This is a genomic window from Streptomyces sp. NBC_00989 (assembly GCF_045162655.1).
In the GTDB taxonomy this organism is placed as follows: Bacteria; Actinomycetota; Actinomycetes; order Streptomycetales; family Streptomycetaceae; genus Streptomyces.
In genome coordinates this window covers 7,965,655-7,979,965 of record NZ_CP108728.1, presented here as the reverse complement: position 1 = coordinate 7,979,965, position 14,311 = coordinate 7,965,655, and the positions used below count along the sequence as shown (strand labels likewise).

The 14,311-nt window shown below is 71.5% G+C and carries 14 protein-coding genes; 5 read left to right on the top strand and 9 right to left on the bottom strand.

Features of this window, described 5'->3' with window-relative positions; all coding sequences use genetic code 11:
* Window positions 1-69 precede the first annotated feature (69 nt).
* The gene (locus tag OG714_RS35705) at window positions 70-1,074 is read left to right on the top strand and encodes an LLM class F420-dependent oxidoreductase (RefSeq protein WP_406127287.1); all 1,005 of its coding nucleotides are present in this window, start codon (window positions 70-72) and stop codon (window positions 1,072-1,074) included.
* Between the two features lie 32 nt (window positions 1,075-1,106).
* On the opposite strand, the gene OG714_RS35700 is transcribed toward OG714_RS35705, so the two are convergent.
* Window positions 1,107-1,682 carry a hypothetical protein gene (locus OG714_RS35700; protein WP_406127285.1) on the bottom strand — a complete coding sequence of 192 codons (576 nt, stop codon included), beginning with the start codon at window positions 1,680-1,682 and terminating at the stop codon, window positions 1,107-1,109.
* Between the two features lie 128 nt (window positions 1,683-1,810).
* On the opposite strand from OG714_RS35700, the gene OG714_RS35695 reads away from it, so the two are divergent.
* The gene (locus OG714_RS35695) at window positions 1,811-2,101 is read left to right on the top strand and encodes a hypothetical protein (protein WP_328683648.1); all 291 of its coding nucleotides are present in this window, start codon (window positions 1,811-1,813) and stop codon (window positions 2,099-2,101) included.
* 155 nt (window positions 2,102-2,256) lie between these two features.
* Here the strand turns inward: OG714_RS35695 and OG714_RS35690 are convergent, their stop codons facing one another.
* Genes OG714_RS35690 through OG714_RS35680 form a run of 3 tightly spaced genes read right to left on the bottom strand, consistent with a single transcriptional unit; the run spans window position 2,257 to window position 5,479 of the window.
* The gene (locus OG714_RS35690; RefSeq protein WP_406127282.1) at window positions 2,257-3,324 is read right to left on the bottom strand and encodes a prenyltransferase/squalene oxidase repeat-containing protein; all 1,068 of its coding nucleotides are present in this window, start codon (window positions 3,322-3,324) and stop codon (window positions 2,257-2,259) included.
* Window positions 3,321-4,064 carry a class I SAM-dependent methyltransferase gene (locus tag OG714_RS35685; protein WP_406127281.1) on the bottom strand — a complete coding sequence of 248 codons (744 nt, stop codon included), beginning with the start codon at window positions 4,062-4,064 and terminating at the stop codon, window positions 3,321-3,323. Before OG714_RS35685 ends, OG714_RS35690 begins: the two co-directional genes overlap by 4 nt.
* Complete coding sequence (locus OG714_RS35680) at window positions 4,058-5,479, bottom strand: glycosyltransferase family 4 protein (RefSeq protein WP_406127279.1); 1,422 nt, start codon at window positions 5,477-5,479, stop codon at window positions 4,058-4,060. Before OG714_RS35680 ends, OG714_RS35685 begins: the two co-directional genes overlap by 7 nt.
* 210 nt (window positions 5,480-5,689) lie before the next feature.
* Between OG714_RS35680 and OG714_RS35675 the strand changes: the two genes are divergently transcribed.
* Window positions 5,690-6,322, top strand: coding sequence for a TetR family transcriptional regulator (locus tag OG714_RS35675; protein ID WP_365299915.1), 633 nt, complete (start codon window positions 5,690-5,692; stop codon window positions 6,320-6,322).
* A 7-nt stretch (window positions 6,323-6,329) separates the two neighbouring features.
* Window positions 6,330-6,953 (top strand): maltokinase N-terminal cap-like domain-containing protein, encoded by a 624-nt coding sequence (locus OG714_RS35670; RefSeq protein ID WP_406127277.1) that lies wholly within the window; start codon window positions 6,330-6,332, stop codon window positions 6,951-6,953.
* A gap of 18 nt (window positions 6,954-6,971) precedes the next feature.
* Here the strand turns inward: OG714_RS35670 and OG714_RS35665 are convergent, their stop codons facing one another.
* On the bottom strand, window positions 6,972-7,871 hold the full coding sequence (locus OG714_RS35665) for a hypothetical protein (RefSeq protein WP_406127275.1): 900 nt from the start codon (window positions 7,869-7,871) through the stop codon (window positions 6,972-6,974).
* Window positions 7,868-8,242 carry a peptidase inhibitor family I36 protein gene (locus OG714_RS35660; protein WP_406127273.1) on the bottom strand — a complete coding sequence of 125 codons (375 nt, stop codon included), beginning with the start codon at window positions 8,240-8,242 and terminating at the stop codon, window positions 7,868-7,870. The genes OG714_RS35665 and OG714_RS35660 overlap by 4 nt, the downstream gene beginning before the upstream one ends.
* A gap of 234 nt (window positions 8,243-8,476) precedes the next feature.
* Between OG714_RS35660 and OG714_RS35655 the strand changes: the two genes are divergently transcribed.
* Entirely contained in the window at window positions 8,477-11,602 is a 3,126-nt protein-coding gene (locus OG714_RS35655; protein WP_406127271.1) for an AfsR/SARP family transcriptional regulator, read from the top strand.
* Here the strand turns inward: OG714_RS35655 and OG714_RS35650 are convergent.
* The 3 genes from OG714_RS35650 to OG714_RS35640 are packed head-to-tail and all read right to left on the bottom strand — an operon-like array spanning window position 11,599 to window position 14,252.
* The gene (locus OG714_RS35650; RefSeq protein WP_406127269.1) at window positions 11,599-12,462 is read right to left on the bottom strand and encodes a tetratricopeptide repeat protein; all 864 of its coding nucleotides are present in this window, start codon (window positions 12,460-12,462) and stop codon (window positions 11,599-11,601) included. The genes OG714_RS35655 and OG714_RS35650 overlap by 4 nt on opposite strands.
* A gap of 55 nt (window positions 12,463-12,517) precedes the next feature.
* On the bottom strand, window positions 12,518-12,751 hold the full coding sequence (locus tag OG714_RS35645) for a ferredoxin (protein ID WP_406127267.1): 234 nt from the start codon (window positions 12,749-12,751) through the stop codon (window positions 12,518-12,520).
* Between the two features lie 7 nt (window positions 12,752-12,758).
* Window positions 12,759-14,252 carry an aldehyde dehydrogenase gene (locus tag OG714_RS35640; protein WP_406127265.1) on the bottom strand — a complete coding sequence of 498 codons (1,494 nt, stop codon included), beginning with the start codon at window positions 14,250-14,252 and terminating at the stop codon, window positions 12,759-12,761.
* Window positions 14,253-14,311 lie beyond the last annotated feature (59 nt).

The window sequence follows — 14,311 nt, the reverse complement described above, 5'->3', positions numbered from 1 at the left end:
GTTGTCGTACAGTCGCAGCCGTCCGCCCATTGACTGACGGTCCGTCAGTTCCGTGACTGTGGAGGCGATATGCGGCTCGGTCTCGCACTCGGGTACTGGGGGCGCGGGCCCTCCGCCGACCATGTGCCGCTGGCCCAGGAGGCCGAGCGGCTCGGGTACGACTCCGTGTGGACGGCCGAGTCGTGGGGGTCCGACGCCTTCACTCCGCTCACCTGGATCGCGGCGCAGACCTCAACGATCAAGCTGGGCACGGCCGTTGCCCAGATGGCGGCCCGCTCGCCGACCACCACCGCGATGCACGCGCTCACCCTCGACCACCTCTCCGGCGGGCGCGTGCTGCTCGGCCTCGGGCTGTCGGGGCCGCAGGTGGTGGAGGGGTGGTACGGCCGGCCGTTCCCCAAGTCGCCGCTCACCGCGACCCGGGAGTACGTCGAGGTCGTACGGCAGGTGCTGCGGCGGGAGGCGCCGGTAGAGGTGGACGGACGCTTCCACGCGCATCCGTACCGGGGCGCGGACGGTACGGGGCTGGGCAAGGCGCTCAAGTCCATTACGCACCCCCTCCGTTCGGACCTCCCGGTGCTGCTCGGTGCGGAGGGGCCGAAGAACGTGGCCCAGACGGCGGCGATCGCGGACGGCTGGCTGCCGTTGTACTGGTCGCCGAGCCGCCCCGAGGTCTACGGCACAACCACCTTCCGCGACGACTTCCTCGTGGCGCCCATGGCCCAGGTGAAGGTCTGCGACGACGTGGCCGAAGGTCTCCTCCCCGTGAAGATGATGCTCGGCTTCTACATCGGCGGGATGGGGCACGCGGCCCGCAACTTCCACGCCGACCTGATGGCGCGCATGGGGTACGAGGAAGAGGCCCGGCGGATACAGGAGTTGTTCCTCGCGGGCCGCCGGGAGGAGGCCGTGCTCGCCGTGCCGGACGCGTTCGCCGACGAGATCTCGCTGATCGGTCCGCGTGAACGGATCGCGGAGCGGCTGGAGTTGTGGCGCAAGGGCCCGGTGACGGACCTGCTGGCCCTTGCGCCCGATCCGCACACGCTGCGGGTGCTGGCGGAGCTGAACTCCTAGGAGCAGCTCAACTCCCAGACACTGAAGGGCTTTTACCCTCCGGCGAGCTGCCCTGCCGACGGCACCTTGTCGGTCACCTCGGCGCCGGCGCTCTTCCCGGCGTCCTTGACCTTGTTGATGATGTCGTCGAACGAACTCGCCGTGGCGTCCGTCGAGTCGCCCTTGCGGAGCTTGGACGGCAGGTCCTTCAGCGAGTCGATGCCGGCGCTGAGCGGGGCGACCGCCTTGGAGAGCGTGGGGTCGCCCTTGGCGTTCTTGGTGGCGGCCTTGAGCCGGTTGTACGCGAACGCGCCCGCGAGACCCGCCTTGACGAGCGCGAACCTGCGTCCGCTCGCACCCTTCTTGAACTTGCCCGCCTTCCAGGGCTTCACGATCCACTGGTAGGTGGCACCCGCCGCGAGGCCCGCGTTCGCGACGAAGCGGGTCTTGGCGAACTTCTGCCGTTCGGCGGAGGTGCTGGGGCTCGGGGTGGCGGCGGCAGCGGCGGCCACTACGGCCGCGGTGTCCTGCGTGGCGTCATCGGTGGCGCTGCCGCAGGCCGTGGCACCGGCGAGCAGGGCGCAGCACAGAGTGAGCGCCACGAAGAGGCGCCGTATCGGTACGGGCACGGGGTCCTCCGGGGTGTTCTCCCCGAGTGGGTGTCCTTACCCCGGCAGCCTCACCCGGGTCGGCGGCTCGCGCCACCCGGGCGGGACCGTTCGGGTTTCATCCCGCCGGAAGCGGCAATCCGCTTGGCATGTCCCCCTACTACCGACGCGGTTCGAATTCAGTCGGCAATGTCATCGTGATCATCGCCGACATCATGGCCCTCATCCTGGCCCTCTGGATTCTGATGTACCTGTTGGACGCCAACCGCGCGAACGACCTCGTGCAGTTCGTCCACCGCTCGGCCAACTGGCTCGCCGGCTGGTCCCGCGACCTGTTCACCTTCGACGAGGCGTGGGCGCGGGTCATCTGCGGCTACGGTCTGGCGGCGGTGGTGTACCTGTTCATCGGCCACGCGATCGCCAACAAGGTTTCCCGCTGAGCATTGCCGGTCGTCGTCTGCGGGTGCGTCGTGGCTGGTCGCGCCCCTCGGCGGAGCCGCATATCGATACAGCCCCGCGCCCCTAAAAACACCAGCGGGACCAGGCTTTCAAGGGGCGCGGGGAACTGCGCGACCAGCCCCCACCGGGCCGGCGGCTAACAACAATCCGGATCCAGCCCCAAAGGCAAATGCTCGGCGCCAAAAACAGCACACGTCGCGTCATGGCCCCCCAACGCCGCCACCGCAAGCAGCAACGACCCCGCAGTCCACGTGGTCAGCTCACGCGGCCACACCGCATCGTCGTCGAAGACATACCCGGTCCAGTACAGCCCGCTCTCCGCATCGCGCAGGTGCCGAATGGACTGGAGGATCTCCAACGCCCGATCGGACTCGCCCAACACCCAGAGCGCGAGGGCGAGTTCGGCGGACTCACCCCCCGTCACCCACGGGTTGGGAACGACACACCGCACACCCAGTCCCGGGACGACGAACCGACTCCAGCCCTCCTCCACCCGGGACTTGGCCTCCGTACCGGCCAACGCACCACCCAGCACCGGGTAGTACCAGTCCATGGAGTAGCGGTCCTTGTCCAGGAACCGTTCGGGATGCCGGCGGATCGCGTGCCGCAGCGCCCCGACCGCCAACTCCCAGTCCGGCTGCGGCTCTTCCCGCTCCTCGGCGATCGCGAGGGCGCACCGCAGCGCCTGGTGGATCGAGGAGGAGCCGGTGAGCAGCGCGTCGGCCGTGTCCGTGCCGTCGTCCTCCCTCTTCCAGCCGATCTGCCCGCCCGGCTGCTGCAACCGCAGCACGAACTCGACCGCCGCGAAGATGTTCGGCCACAGCCGGTCCAGGAACGTGTCGTCGCCGGTCGCCAGGTAGTGGTGCCACACGCCTACGGCTATGTAGGCGACGAAGTTGGTCTCGCGCCCCCGGTCGGTGACCTGACCCGGATCCCCGTCCGCGTACGCCGCGAACCAGGACCCGTCCTCGTTCTGGTGCCGGGCGAGCCAGTTGTACGCCCGCTCCGCCGCCTCGTGTTCGCCCGCCGCGTCCAGCGCCATCGCGGCCTCGGTGTGGTCCCACGGGTCGAGGTGATGGCCCCGGAACCACGGGATCGCCCCGTCCTCCCGCTGCACGGCGAGGATGCCGGCGACGGTCGCGGCGGCCTGCTCCGCGGTGAGGACCCCGGGCAGGACGAGGTGTTCTGTCCGGGGGGTGGTCACTTGGCGGCCGCCTCGGCGAGGCCGGGGAGATGCGGCTTGGTCGCGTAGGCCACGAAGCTCTTGCCGATCAGCGGGTTCAGTGCCTGTTCGGCGACCCTGGTGGCGAGGGGTTTCTTCATGATGTCCCAGACCAGGAGCTTGTGGTACGCCTGCACCGGCAGCGCCTTGTCGTTGTCCACGCCGAACGCGCACTTCAGCCACCAGTACGGCGAGTGCAGCCCGTGCGCGTGGTGCGTGCCGTACGGCTGGAGGCCCGCCTCGCGGATCTTGGTGAGGAGTTCGTCCGCCTTGTAGATGCGGATGTGGCCGCCCTCGACCTCGTGGTAGGCGTCGGACAGCGCCCAGCAGATCTTCTCGGGGCCGTAGCGCGGGACGGTGATGGCGATGCGGCCGCCGGGCTTCAGCACCCGGACCATCTCGGCGAGCACTCCCTTGTCGTCCGGGATGTGTTCCATGACCTCGGAGATGATCACGACGTCGAACGACTCGTCCGGGAAGGGGAGTTGGAGCGCGTCGCCCTCCATCGCGGTGGCGGTGGCGCCGGCGGGGGCCTCGCCGGCCTCCTTCATCGCCGCGAACCACTTGGCGACCTCGCGGATCTCCTCGGCGTTCTGGTCGAGGGCGACGACCTGTGCCCCTCGCCGATAACACTCGAACGCGTGCCGCCCGGCACCGCACCCGAGGTCCAGGACTCGGTCGCCAGGGGCGAGCGGGAACCGGGAGAAGTCGACGGTCAGCACGTGGCCCTGCTTTCGGGAGAGACGCCGGTAACACTGGTCGGAGAAGGGGATGGAGAGGGGGAAGGAGACGGGGTTGCCGAGGGCGACAACGATGCCGGGGCCGCCCTGTCCGTCCGGCCGGGGGCGATCGCCTCGCGGTACCTGGCCGCCGTGCCCTCCGCGGCCTTCGCCCAGGTGAAGCGGGCCAGGACGCGTTCGCGGCCCGCCGCGCCGAGGCGGGCCCTCAGGGCCGGGTCGGCCAGGAGCCGGCTCAGGGCGGTCGCCAGCGCGCCCGGGTCCCCCGGTGGTACCGCCAGGCAGGTCTCGCCGTCGCGCCCGGCGACCTCCGGGATCGCTCCGCCGGTCGTCGCGACGAGCGGCGTCCCCGTGGCCATCGCCTCCGCCGCCGGGAGCGAGAAGCCCTCGTAGAGGGAGGGCACGCAGGCGACCTCGGCCGAGCGGACGAGGTCGACGAGTTCGGCGTCCGAGATGCCCTTGACGAAGTCGACGGCGCCTTCGAGGCCGTAGCGCTCGACGGCTTGGGCGACCGGGCCCTCGGTGGGGCGTTTGCCGACGACGATCAGGTGGGCTTCGGGGTGTTCGGTGCGGACCTTCGCCAGGGCCTCGACGAGGAAGACGAGGCCCTTGAGGGGGACGTCCGCGCTGGACGTGGTGACGATCCGGCCCGGCACCTGCGGTACGGCCGGGTTCGGGGAGAACAGGTCGGTGTCGGCGCCGATGTGGACGACGTGGATGCGGTCGTCGCGGACGCCGAGGTGGTCGATGATCTCCTGGCGCGAGGTGCCGGAGACGGTGAGGACGGAGGGCAGGCGGCGGGCGACGCGCTTCTGCATCTGCGTGAAGGCGTACCAGCGGCGCTTGGACATGCGCTGCCGCCAGTTCTCGGCCGCGTCCAGCTCCAACTGCCGGTCCACGGTGATGGGGTGATGGATCGTCGTCACCAGCGGGGCGCCGACGTCGCCCAACAGGCCGTAGCCCAGGGTCTGGTTGTCGTGCACGATGTCGAACTCGCCCCGCCTGGCGCGGAGATGGCGGCGGGCGCGGAGCGAGAACGTGAGGGGCTCGGGGAAGCCGCCGGTCCACATCGTCGCGACTTCGAGGGCGTCGGTCCAGTCCCGGTACTCGTCGCGCTTCGGGGTGCGGAAGGGGTCCGGGGAACGGTAGAGGTCGAGCGAGGGCAGCTCGGTCAGGGAGATGCCGGGGTAGCCCTCGTCGAGGACGGGGTAGGGCTGTGAGCCGATGACCTCGACGCGGTGCCCGAGGCGGGCCAGTTCGCGGGAGAGGTGGCGGACGTAGACGCCCTGGCCCCCGCAGAACGGGTTCCCCTTATAGGTGAGGAGTGCGATACGGAGCGGTCGCTCGCCGTCGGCTGCCAGGTCCTCCTGGGGACCCGCCTGACTGGCCTCAGCGGTCACTCTGAGCCCCCTTCTCCCTGCACTGTCCCGCGAGATTACGCCGGGACGCTAATCTAGAACAAGTTTCAGACTTGATCGTCCAGGAGGTTCTGAATCTACCGGCCGGTACGGGCGCTGTGAGAAGTGGATCAGGTGATTCACACCACGACCGAGGCCCTGCCATGATCGGTGTGATCACCCACCCTCACCGACAGTCACGGATCGGGAGCCATGCCAGCGCAAGCCAAGCCCGAAGCCACTGCGCGGACCTCGCCGCCCCTCACCGAGCGGCAGGAGGCCCGTCGGCGGCGCATCCTGCACGCGAGCGCGCAGCTGGCGAGCCGGGGCGGTTTCGACGCGGTGCAGATGCGGGAGGTCGCGGAGTCCTCGCAGGTCGCGCTCGGCACGCTGTACAGGTACTTCCCGTCCAAGGTGCATCTCCTGGTCGCCACGATGCAGGACCAGTTGGAGCACATGCACGGCACGCTGCGGAAGAAGCCGCCGGGCGGCGACACGGCGGCCGAGCGGGTCGCGGAGACCTTGATGCGGGCCTTCCGCGCGCTCCAGCGCGAGCCGCATCTCGCCGACGCGATGGTCCGCGCGCTGACCTTCGCGGACCGCAGCGTCTCCCCCGAGGTCGACCAGGTCTCCCGGCAGACGACGGTGATCATCCTGGACGCGATGGGCCTCGAACACCCCACGCCCGAGCAGCTGTCGGCGGTCCGGGTCATCGAGCACACCTGGCACTCGGCCCTGATCACCTGGCTCTCGGGCCGTGCGTCCATCGCCCAGGTGAAGATCGACATCGAGACGGTCTGCCGATTGATCGATCTGACTGAGCCGGGCGGGGCCGGGGACCGATAATCCCCCCATGGCTGTCATCCACCAGACCTACGTCAAGCCCACGAAGCTCGAACTCCTCACCCCCTGGCTGCCCACCCGCACCTGGTATCACGGCCCCGCCGAACCGGAGTTGGTGAAGTCCGGCGGCTTCCGGCTCGACGACCCCGAGGGCGAGGTCGGCATCGAGTTCATGGTCGTCACCGACGGCTCGGGCGCCTACCTCGTGCCGCTCACCTACCGGGCCGCCCCGCTCCCCGGCGCCGACCACGCGCTCGTCGGCACGATGGAGCACGGCGTGCTCGGTCCGCGCTGGGCCTACGACGGCTGTCACGACCCGGTGCTGACCGCCGGGTTGGCGGCGTTCGTCGAGGGGCGGGTGGAGGCGCAGGCGCAGAGCGTCTCCCACACCCTGGACCGGGAGGTCGCCCGCTCCTGGACCGGTACGGCACGCGTCCCCGCCCTCGGCGCCCCGACCGACACCGACGAGGCCACCGAGTTCGCCGTACCGGACGGGCCGACCCTGCGGGTGCACCGGGTGCTGGACCCCGGCTCCACGGCCCCCGGGGACGCGATCGGCCAGGTCACCGGCGCCTGGGCACAGGCCGACGGCTCCCGGGTCCGCGCGCTGTTCGCCACGCTCCGGGCCAACTAGTCCGCCGGGCCCGGTAGTTCACGCGGTGGCGGAGGCCAGTGCCTTGCGCCGGTCCGCCAGGTAACGGGCCACGGTCTTCTTGTCGGAGGCCGTCAACAGCCGCTTCTCGACCGCCCGTTGGACGTCCTGTACGGCTTCGGACAGTCCGGTCCGCGTCTGGCACTCCGCGTCGGCGCGTGCGGTGCGGATCTCGTCGTTGCCGAGCGCGCGCAGGGCCGTCTCGTCCGAAGCGGCCTTCTGGAGCCGGGAGTCGACAGCCCGCCGTGGAGCCTGGAGGTCCTTCGCCGGGTGCCCCGCCTTCGTCATGCACGAGGACCAACGGCGCACGGCGGAAAGGTAGTTGGGGTCCTTCTCCACGGCCCCGAGGACTCGGTTCGCCAGTCCTACGGCGAGGGGTTCCACCGTGTTCCAGTCCGTGCCGTAGAGCTCCGTGCGGGCCCGGGCTACGCAGCCGTCGGTGGAGTAGGCGAGGCTGACGCCGTCGGGCAGGCGCAGGCTCACCCGGTGGGCCGGGGTGCCGGTCAACGCCCGTTGCCAGGCGGCCTGGTGGGGTTCGCTCGCGGGGACGGGGGTGGACCGCTGGTAGAGGTACTCGCCGACGATGCCGTAGCCGTCCTGGGTCGCCTTCCTGACGGTGAGCAGCCCGTAGGGGTTGGTCTCCTCGCCCCGCCGGGACGCGGTGCGGGGCTGTGCCGTGTACGTCTGGCCGCGGGCGCTCATGCAGGCGGCGACGGCTCGTTCCTCGCGGTCGTGCAGGCGTACGGCGTCGGCGTAGGTGGACGCCGTGGCGCCCGACAGGGGACGGACGTCGAGCGCCGCGGGCCCGCGGGCCGGCTGCTCACCCCCGTGGGAGCAGCCGGCCGCGGTCAGCACAAGGAGCACCGTGAGCAGTGTCCGCCGCGCCGTGGTTGTGCTCACACGCACCAGTCGTTGGAGGCGACGTTGTGCCAGTACACGGTGTTCGCCAGGGAGCCGTTGTAGTAGCCCTTGGCGAGGACGTAGCTGGAACCCGTGTAGCCCGTGCCCGAGTAGATCCGGACGTTGCAGCTGCTGCCGTTGTTGTACAGCGACTCGGCGTTGTTGAACTTGTTGTACTGGAGCAGGTTCGTGTTGTCGCCGTAGACAACGCCGGGGTCGCCGGAGCCGTTGACGCCGAGGTAGGCGCACAGTCCTCCGGAGGGGCAGTCCGACAGGGCCGCGTTCGCGGGGGCGGCGGTGAAGAGAGCGCCGGTGGTGGCCAGGGCCACGCTTCCCAGGGCGATGCCGGCCTTGGCCAGGATCCGCTTCATTCTCTGTGTTCCTCCATCACTCGGGGTGCCGCCCACGGACGGAAGTCGTCCGTGGTGCGGGCGAGTTGCCGTGCCCAAGGTGGCGCGAGGAGGTGGTCGTGGACCTTGCGCAAACCTTGTCCCGCAGGTGGGCAGGTGGTTGGGTGCGCGGTGGAGAACCTGTGAAGCACGTGGGGCGGGACGGTGGAGACGGGCGTGAGGGGATTTCGGCTGCTGGGGCCCGTGGAGTTATGGGTGGCGGGCCGTCCCGTCGATCTGGGCCCCGCCAAGCGGCGTACTGTCCTGGCGGCGCTGTTGGTGGACGCGGGCCGCTGGGTGCCGGCCGAGACGCTGATCGACCGGGTGTGGGGGGAGGATCCGCCGGCGCAGGTGCGCGGCACGTTGTATGCCCATGTCGCGCGTATCCGCCGGGTGCTCGTGGAGACGGGGCCGCAGCTCTCCGCGCTCTCCGGTGGTGACATTGAGGGCCCCGAAGTCCCCTCCCCCGTACCGGAGTTGGTGCGCGGCCCGGCCGGCTACCGGCTCGACGTCCTACCGGACCTGATCGATTTACACCGCTTCCGGAACCTGGTCGCGCGGGCCCGGCGGGCCGAAGACGCCGACGCGGCACGGGTGTTGACCCTGCGGGAGGCCATGGGGCTGTGGGAGGGGACGCCGTTGGCCGGGCTGCCCGGTGAGTGGGCGGCGCGGACCCGGGAGAGCTGGCTGCATCAGTACGTCGACGCCGTGCTCGCCTGGACGGACGCCGAACTCCGGGTCGGCGGGCACCCGGTGGTGGTCGACGCACTGTCCGTCCTCGTCACCGAGCACCCGCTGGTCGAGCCGCTCGCCGTGGCGCTGATCCGGGCGCTGGACGCCGCAGGGCGGGCCCCGGAGGCACTCGCCTGCTACGGCGCCCTGCGGAAGCGGCTGGCCGACGAACTCGGCACCACTCCGGGGCCGGAGGCCCAGCGCGCGCACCAGGCGGTCCTGGGCGGGAAGGCCGCCCCGCGCCCGCCGTTCGGGACCGGCGCCGCGCGCGTCAGGGTCGTACCCGCTCAACTCCCCCTGGACGCTGCGGGGTTCACCGGCCGCGAGGAGGAACTGGCCCGGCTGGAGAAGGTCTTGGGGGCGAGTGCGGCGCGGCCGACCGCGGTGGTGGTGTCGGCGGTGTCCGGGACGGCGGGCGTGGGCAAGACGGCCCTGGCGGTGCACTGGGCGCACCGGGCCCGGGACCGTTTCCCGGACGGCCAGTTGTACGTGAACCTGCGCGGCTACGACCCCGAGCAGCCGATGACCGCCCCCGACGCGCTGGTCCGGTTCCTTACCGCCCTCGGGGTGTCCGAGCAGGACATCCCGCTGGAGCCGGACGACCGGGCGGCGCGCTACCGCACCGAGGTCGCGGACCGGCGGATGCTGATCGTGCTGGACAACGCGGCGACCGTGGAGCAGGTCCGTCCGCTGCTGCCCGGCACCGGTTCCTGCGCGGTGCTGGTGACCAGCCGCGACAGCCTGGCCGGGCTGGTCGCGCGGGAGGGCGCCCAGCGGCTCGACCTCGACCTGCTGCCCGTCGACGCCGCCCGCACCCTGCTGCGCCGGCTGATCGGCCCGCGCGCCGAGGCCGAGGCCGCCGCCGTGGACGCCCTCGCCGCACAGTGCGCGCGGCTGCCGCTGGCCCTGCGGGTCGCCGCGGAACTCGCCGCCGCCCGCCCCGGCACCCCGCTGACCGACCTCGTCGCCGAACTCGCCGACCAGCAGCGGCGGTTGTACCTGCTCGACGCGGAGGGCGACCCCCGGGCCGCCGTGGTCACGGTGTTCTCCTGGTCGCTGCGGCAACTGCCCGCGGCGGCCGCGCGCACGTTCCGGCTGCTGGGCCCGCACCCCGGCCCCGACCTCGACGCGCACGCCGCCGCCGCGCTGACCGGCAGCACGGTGGCGGACGCCCGCCATGCCCTTGAGATCCTCGCCCGCGCCCATCTGGTCCAGCGCGTGGACGTGGCCCGGTACGGCATGCACGACCTGCTGCGCGCCTACGCCGTCCGGCTCGCCGTGGCCCAGGACGCGCCGGAGGCCCGCGAGGCGGCGCTCGACCGGCTCTTCGACCACTATCTCGCCACCGCGGCCGCCGCCATGGACCGCCTCCACCCGGCCGAGGCCCACCGGCGCCCCGCCGCTCCCGCAACGTCGACTCCCGTGCCCGACCTGTCGGATCCGGACGCCGCACGCGCCTGGCTGAACACCGAGCGCGCCTGTCTGACGGCGATGTCCGCGCACACCGCCGCGCACGGCCGGCCCACGCACGCCATCCGGCTCTCCCTCACCCTGTACCGCCATCTCATCAGCGGCCACCACACGGACGGCCTCACGATCCACGGCCACGCCCGCGACGCCGCCCGGCTGCTCGCCGACCCGGCGAGCGAGGCCCTCGCCCTGCTCGGCATCGGCACCGCCCACTACCAACTGGCCCGGCACGAACCGGCCCGCCGCCACCTCCAGGAGGCGCTGGCCCTGTTCCGCCGGGCCGCCGATCCCACCGGCGAGGCCCGCGCCCTGACCAACCTCGGCCTGGTCGAGGAACGCCTGGGCCGCTTCCTGTCGGCCGTCGAGTACCTCGACCGGGCCCTGGTGCTGTACCGGAGCATCGACGACACATCGGGCGAGTCGATCGCGCTGAAGAATCTCGCCCATGTCGAGGGCCAGTTGGGCCGCTACGACGAGGCCGCCGAGCACCTCCAGCAGTCCCTGGCCCTGCTGCGCCGCACCGGCAACCGCTATCTGGAGGCGCACGCGCTCATGGACCTCGGCACGGTCGAGACGCGCCTCGACCGCCTGGACGAGGCCGCCTGCCACCAGGAACAGGCCCTGGTCCTGCTCCGGGAGGTGGGCGACGGCTACGGCGAGGCCGGGGCCCTGCACGGCCTGGGCCTGGTCCACTCGCTCCGCGACGACCACGCACAGGCCGCGGAGTGCCACCGCCAGGCACTCGCCCTCTACTCCCGGAACGGCGACCGCGACGGCGAGGCCAGAGCCCTCAACGGCCTCGGCGAGGCCGCCCGGGCCGCCGGCCGCCCCACCGACGCCCTCTCCCACCACTCCGACGCCCTCATGATCGCCGAGGACATCGGCAACCCGGGCCAACAGGCCCGCGCCCACGGCGGGTTGGCCGAGGCGCGCCTCGCACTCGACGACACAGACACCGCCGTCCAGCACTACGAGCGCGCACTCGCCCTGTACACGGAACACGGCATGCCGGAGGCGGACGCCATCAGGACGCGGCTGGGCGCGGTGCCCGGTCCCACCCCAACAGGCCCAGCGCAGACGGCCGTTGACCGGTCCGCACCGACCCGCTCCACCGCCCGGCAGCCGCCGGAGTCGTCCTAGCCGACCATCGCCAGCCCGCTCCAGCTCCGCCCGATCACGGTCTCCCCCGCCCACCGCTCCAGCAGCCGCCGGGCCTCCTCCTCGGGGGCGGCCAGCGAGACCTGCTGGGCGCCGGTGGTCACCGTCCGCTCCTGCTCGTGCGTGCCCTCGCTGCAACAGGCGCACAGCATGCGCACGCCGCTCGCCGGCTCGGCGCCGAAGCCGTGCTCGGTGAAGAGGGTGAGCAGCGCCTCCAGGTCGTCGGCCTCGGCGGCGCTCACCGTCACTTCCAGGGTGGGCAGTTCGGAGGCCTCCAAGAGCAACAGCTCGTCGAACACGGGGACTTCGACGCCGCCGTAGATCCGCTGCCCCTTGGGTTCGCCGTCGTGCACGACGATCTCGCCGTAGCGACGGCCGCCCGTGACGGGCACGTTGACGACCTTTCCGCGGGTGGGGCACAGTCGCTCGATCCACACGACCTCGCGCTGTCCATCGGTGTCCAGCCGCACGCACGCCGGACCGAACCGCGTCTCGATCGGCCCCTCCCCGTCCGGGAGTTCGATGCCGAAGCCCGCCCAGGCGTCCCGTGCCACCGTCCAGTCGCCCTGGATGGTGGCCGCGATACCGAGGTTCCAGTACGCCGGGTCGCCCTCGCCGCGCGGGGCGCGGGCGGCAGCCTCGCGCCCCAACTCGTAGGCCTTGGCCCAGTTCCGCAGGAACTTGTGGGCGAGCGCGGCGTCGTACCACCAGGCCTCGCTCGCCTTCTCGTCCGGGAAGTGCGCGAGCAGTCGCTCGTAGAGGTCGGCGGAGCGCAGCCACTCCTCGGCCTCCCACGCCGTTCGCGCCTGCTTGAGCAGCTCTCCGGCCTCGGACTTCTTCACTCGCTCCCACCCCGGTCGGTCATGTGCCTGCTACGACCGGTGGAGCGTAAGCCTCCTACTCCTCGGGCGGGAACACCGGCTCCCCGCTTCCCAGCAGCGTGATCATGATGGCCTCCACGGGGCAGCCCTCCGCCGCCGCGAGGATCTTCTCGTTGGCGTCGGTCTCCGGTTCGGCCGGGTGGGACTGCATGGCCGAGTCGAGGTGGAAGCGGTCGGGGGCCTGGTGGACGCACTGGGCCGAGCCGATGCAGATGGAGCGGTCGACCTCTACCTGCCAGCGGTCGCCCATCCCGGGTTCACCCCTCCCAGCCGGCGGGCAGGTGGATCATCTTGTGTTCGAGGAACTCGGAGTACCCCTCGGGCCCGAACTCCCGTCCCACGCCGCTGTTCTTGTAGCCGCCGAAGGGGCCGAGCATGTCGAGGCTGAAGGTGTTGACGTTGTAGGTGCCGGTGCGGACCTGGCGGGCGATGTCGATGCCGTGGGCCACGTCGCCGGTCCAGACGCTGCCGCTCAGGCCGTAGTCGGAGTCGTTCGCGATCTTCACGGCGTCGGTCTCGTCGCCGTACGGGAGGAGGCAGATGACCGGGCCGAAGATCTCCTCGCGGGCGATGCGCATGGAGTTGTCGACGTCTCCGAAGAGGGTCGGCTCGACGTACCAGCCGTGGTCCAGGCCCGGTGGACGGCCGCCGCCCGTAAGGATCTTGGCGCCTTCCTCCTGGCCGATGCGGATGTAGTCGAGGTTGCGCTGCTGCTGGCGTTTGGCGACGAGGGGGCCGACCTGGGTGGCCGGGTCGAGCGGGTCGCCGACCACGAGAGCGCTCGCCGCTTGGGCGAAGGCGTCCGCGAACTCGTCGTAGCGCGAGCGCGGTACGAGGATGCGGGTCTGGGCGACGCACGCCTGGCCGTTGTTCATCCAGGCCGCCGAGACGATGCCGGGGACGGACGTCGTGATGTCGGCGTCGGGCAGGATGATCGCCGCCGACTTGCCGCCCAACTCCAGTGTCACGCGCGTGAGATGGCGGGCGGCGACCTCCATCACGCGCTTGCCGGCCGGGACCGAGCCGGTGAAGGAGATCTTGTCGATGCCGGGGTGTCCGACGAGGTACTCGCTGACCTCGCGGCCGGCGGGGAGGATCGACAGGACGCCGTCCGGCAGCCCGGCCTCCTTCGCGATCTCGCCCAGCAGATAGGCGTCCAGGGGCGTTTCGGGCGACGGCTTGAGGATCACGGTGCAGCCGGTGAGCAGCGCGGGCGCGAGCTTGGCGGCGGCCACGAACTGCGGGACGTTCCACGGGACCACGGCCGCGACCACTCCGACCGGCTCCCGGCGCACGAGGATCTTGCCGAGGACGCCGTCGCGGTACTCCTCGTAGGCGCTGTGCCCACCCGGGGGACGACCCCCGGAACCCCCGAAATCCTTCGCGACGGTGATCGCCGCGTCCCACACCATCATCGCGCCGAGCGCCTGCCCGAGGATGCTCCAGGAGTACGGCGACCCGTTCTCGGAGGAGATGACGCGGCCTATCTCCTCGTACCGGGCGGCGATCGCGTCCTTGATGCGGGTGACGACCGCGATCCTCTCGTCGAGGGTCATGCGCGGCCAGGGCCCCTCGTCGAAGGCCCGGCGGGCGACCGCGACCGCCCGGTCCACGTCCCCGGTCGACGCGTGCGGGACGCGTCCGATGACCTCCTCGGTGTGCGGGGAGACGACCTCGATGACGTCCTTGCCCAGGGGGTCGGTCAACTCCCCGCCGATGAACAGCTGTCGGTGTTCCACGAACTCGGTCATGGCCGATGCCTCCCCGGTACCGCTGTCTGACGATCCATCAGATACGAAGACTGAATACC

Coding starts and splice junctions, on each gene's coding strand:
- OG714_RS35705 (WP_406127287.1), top strand. CDS start 70: ATGCGGCTCGGTCTCGCACTCGGGTACTGGGGGCGCGGGCCCTCCGCC.
- OG714_RS35695 (WP_328683648.1), top strand. CDS start 1,811: ATGTCCCCCTACTACCGACGCGGTTCGAATTCAGTCGGCAATGTCATC.
- OG714_RS35675 (WP_365299915.1), top strand. CDS start 5,690: ATGCCAGCGCAAGCCAAGCCCGAAGCCACTGCGCGGACCTCGCCGCCC.
- OG714_RS35670 (WP_406127277.1), top strand. CDS start 6,330: ATGGCTGTCATCCACCAGACCTACGTCAAGCCCACGAAGCTCGAACTC.
- OG714_RS35660 (WP_406127273.1), bottom strand. CDS start 8,242: ATGAAGCGGATCCTGGCCAAGGCCGGCATCGCCCTGGGAAGCGTGGCC.
- OG714_RS35645 (WP_406127267.1), bottom strand. CDS start 12,751: ATGGGCGACCGCTGGCAGGTAGAGGTCGACCGCTCCATCTGCATCGGC.
- OG714_RS35640 (WP_406127265.1), bottom strand. CDS start 14,252: ATGACCGAGTTCGTGGAACACCGACAGCTGTTCATCGGCGGGGAGTTG.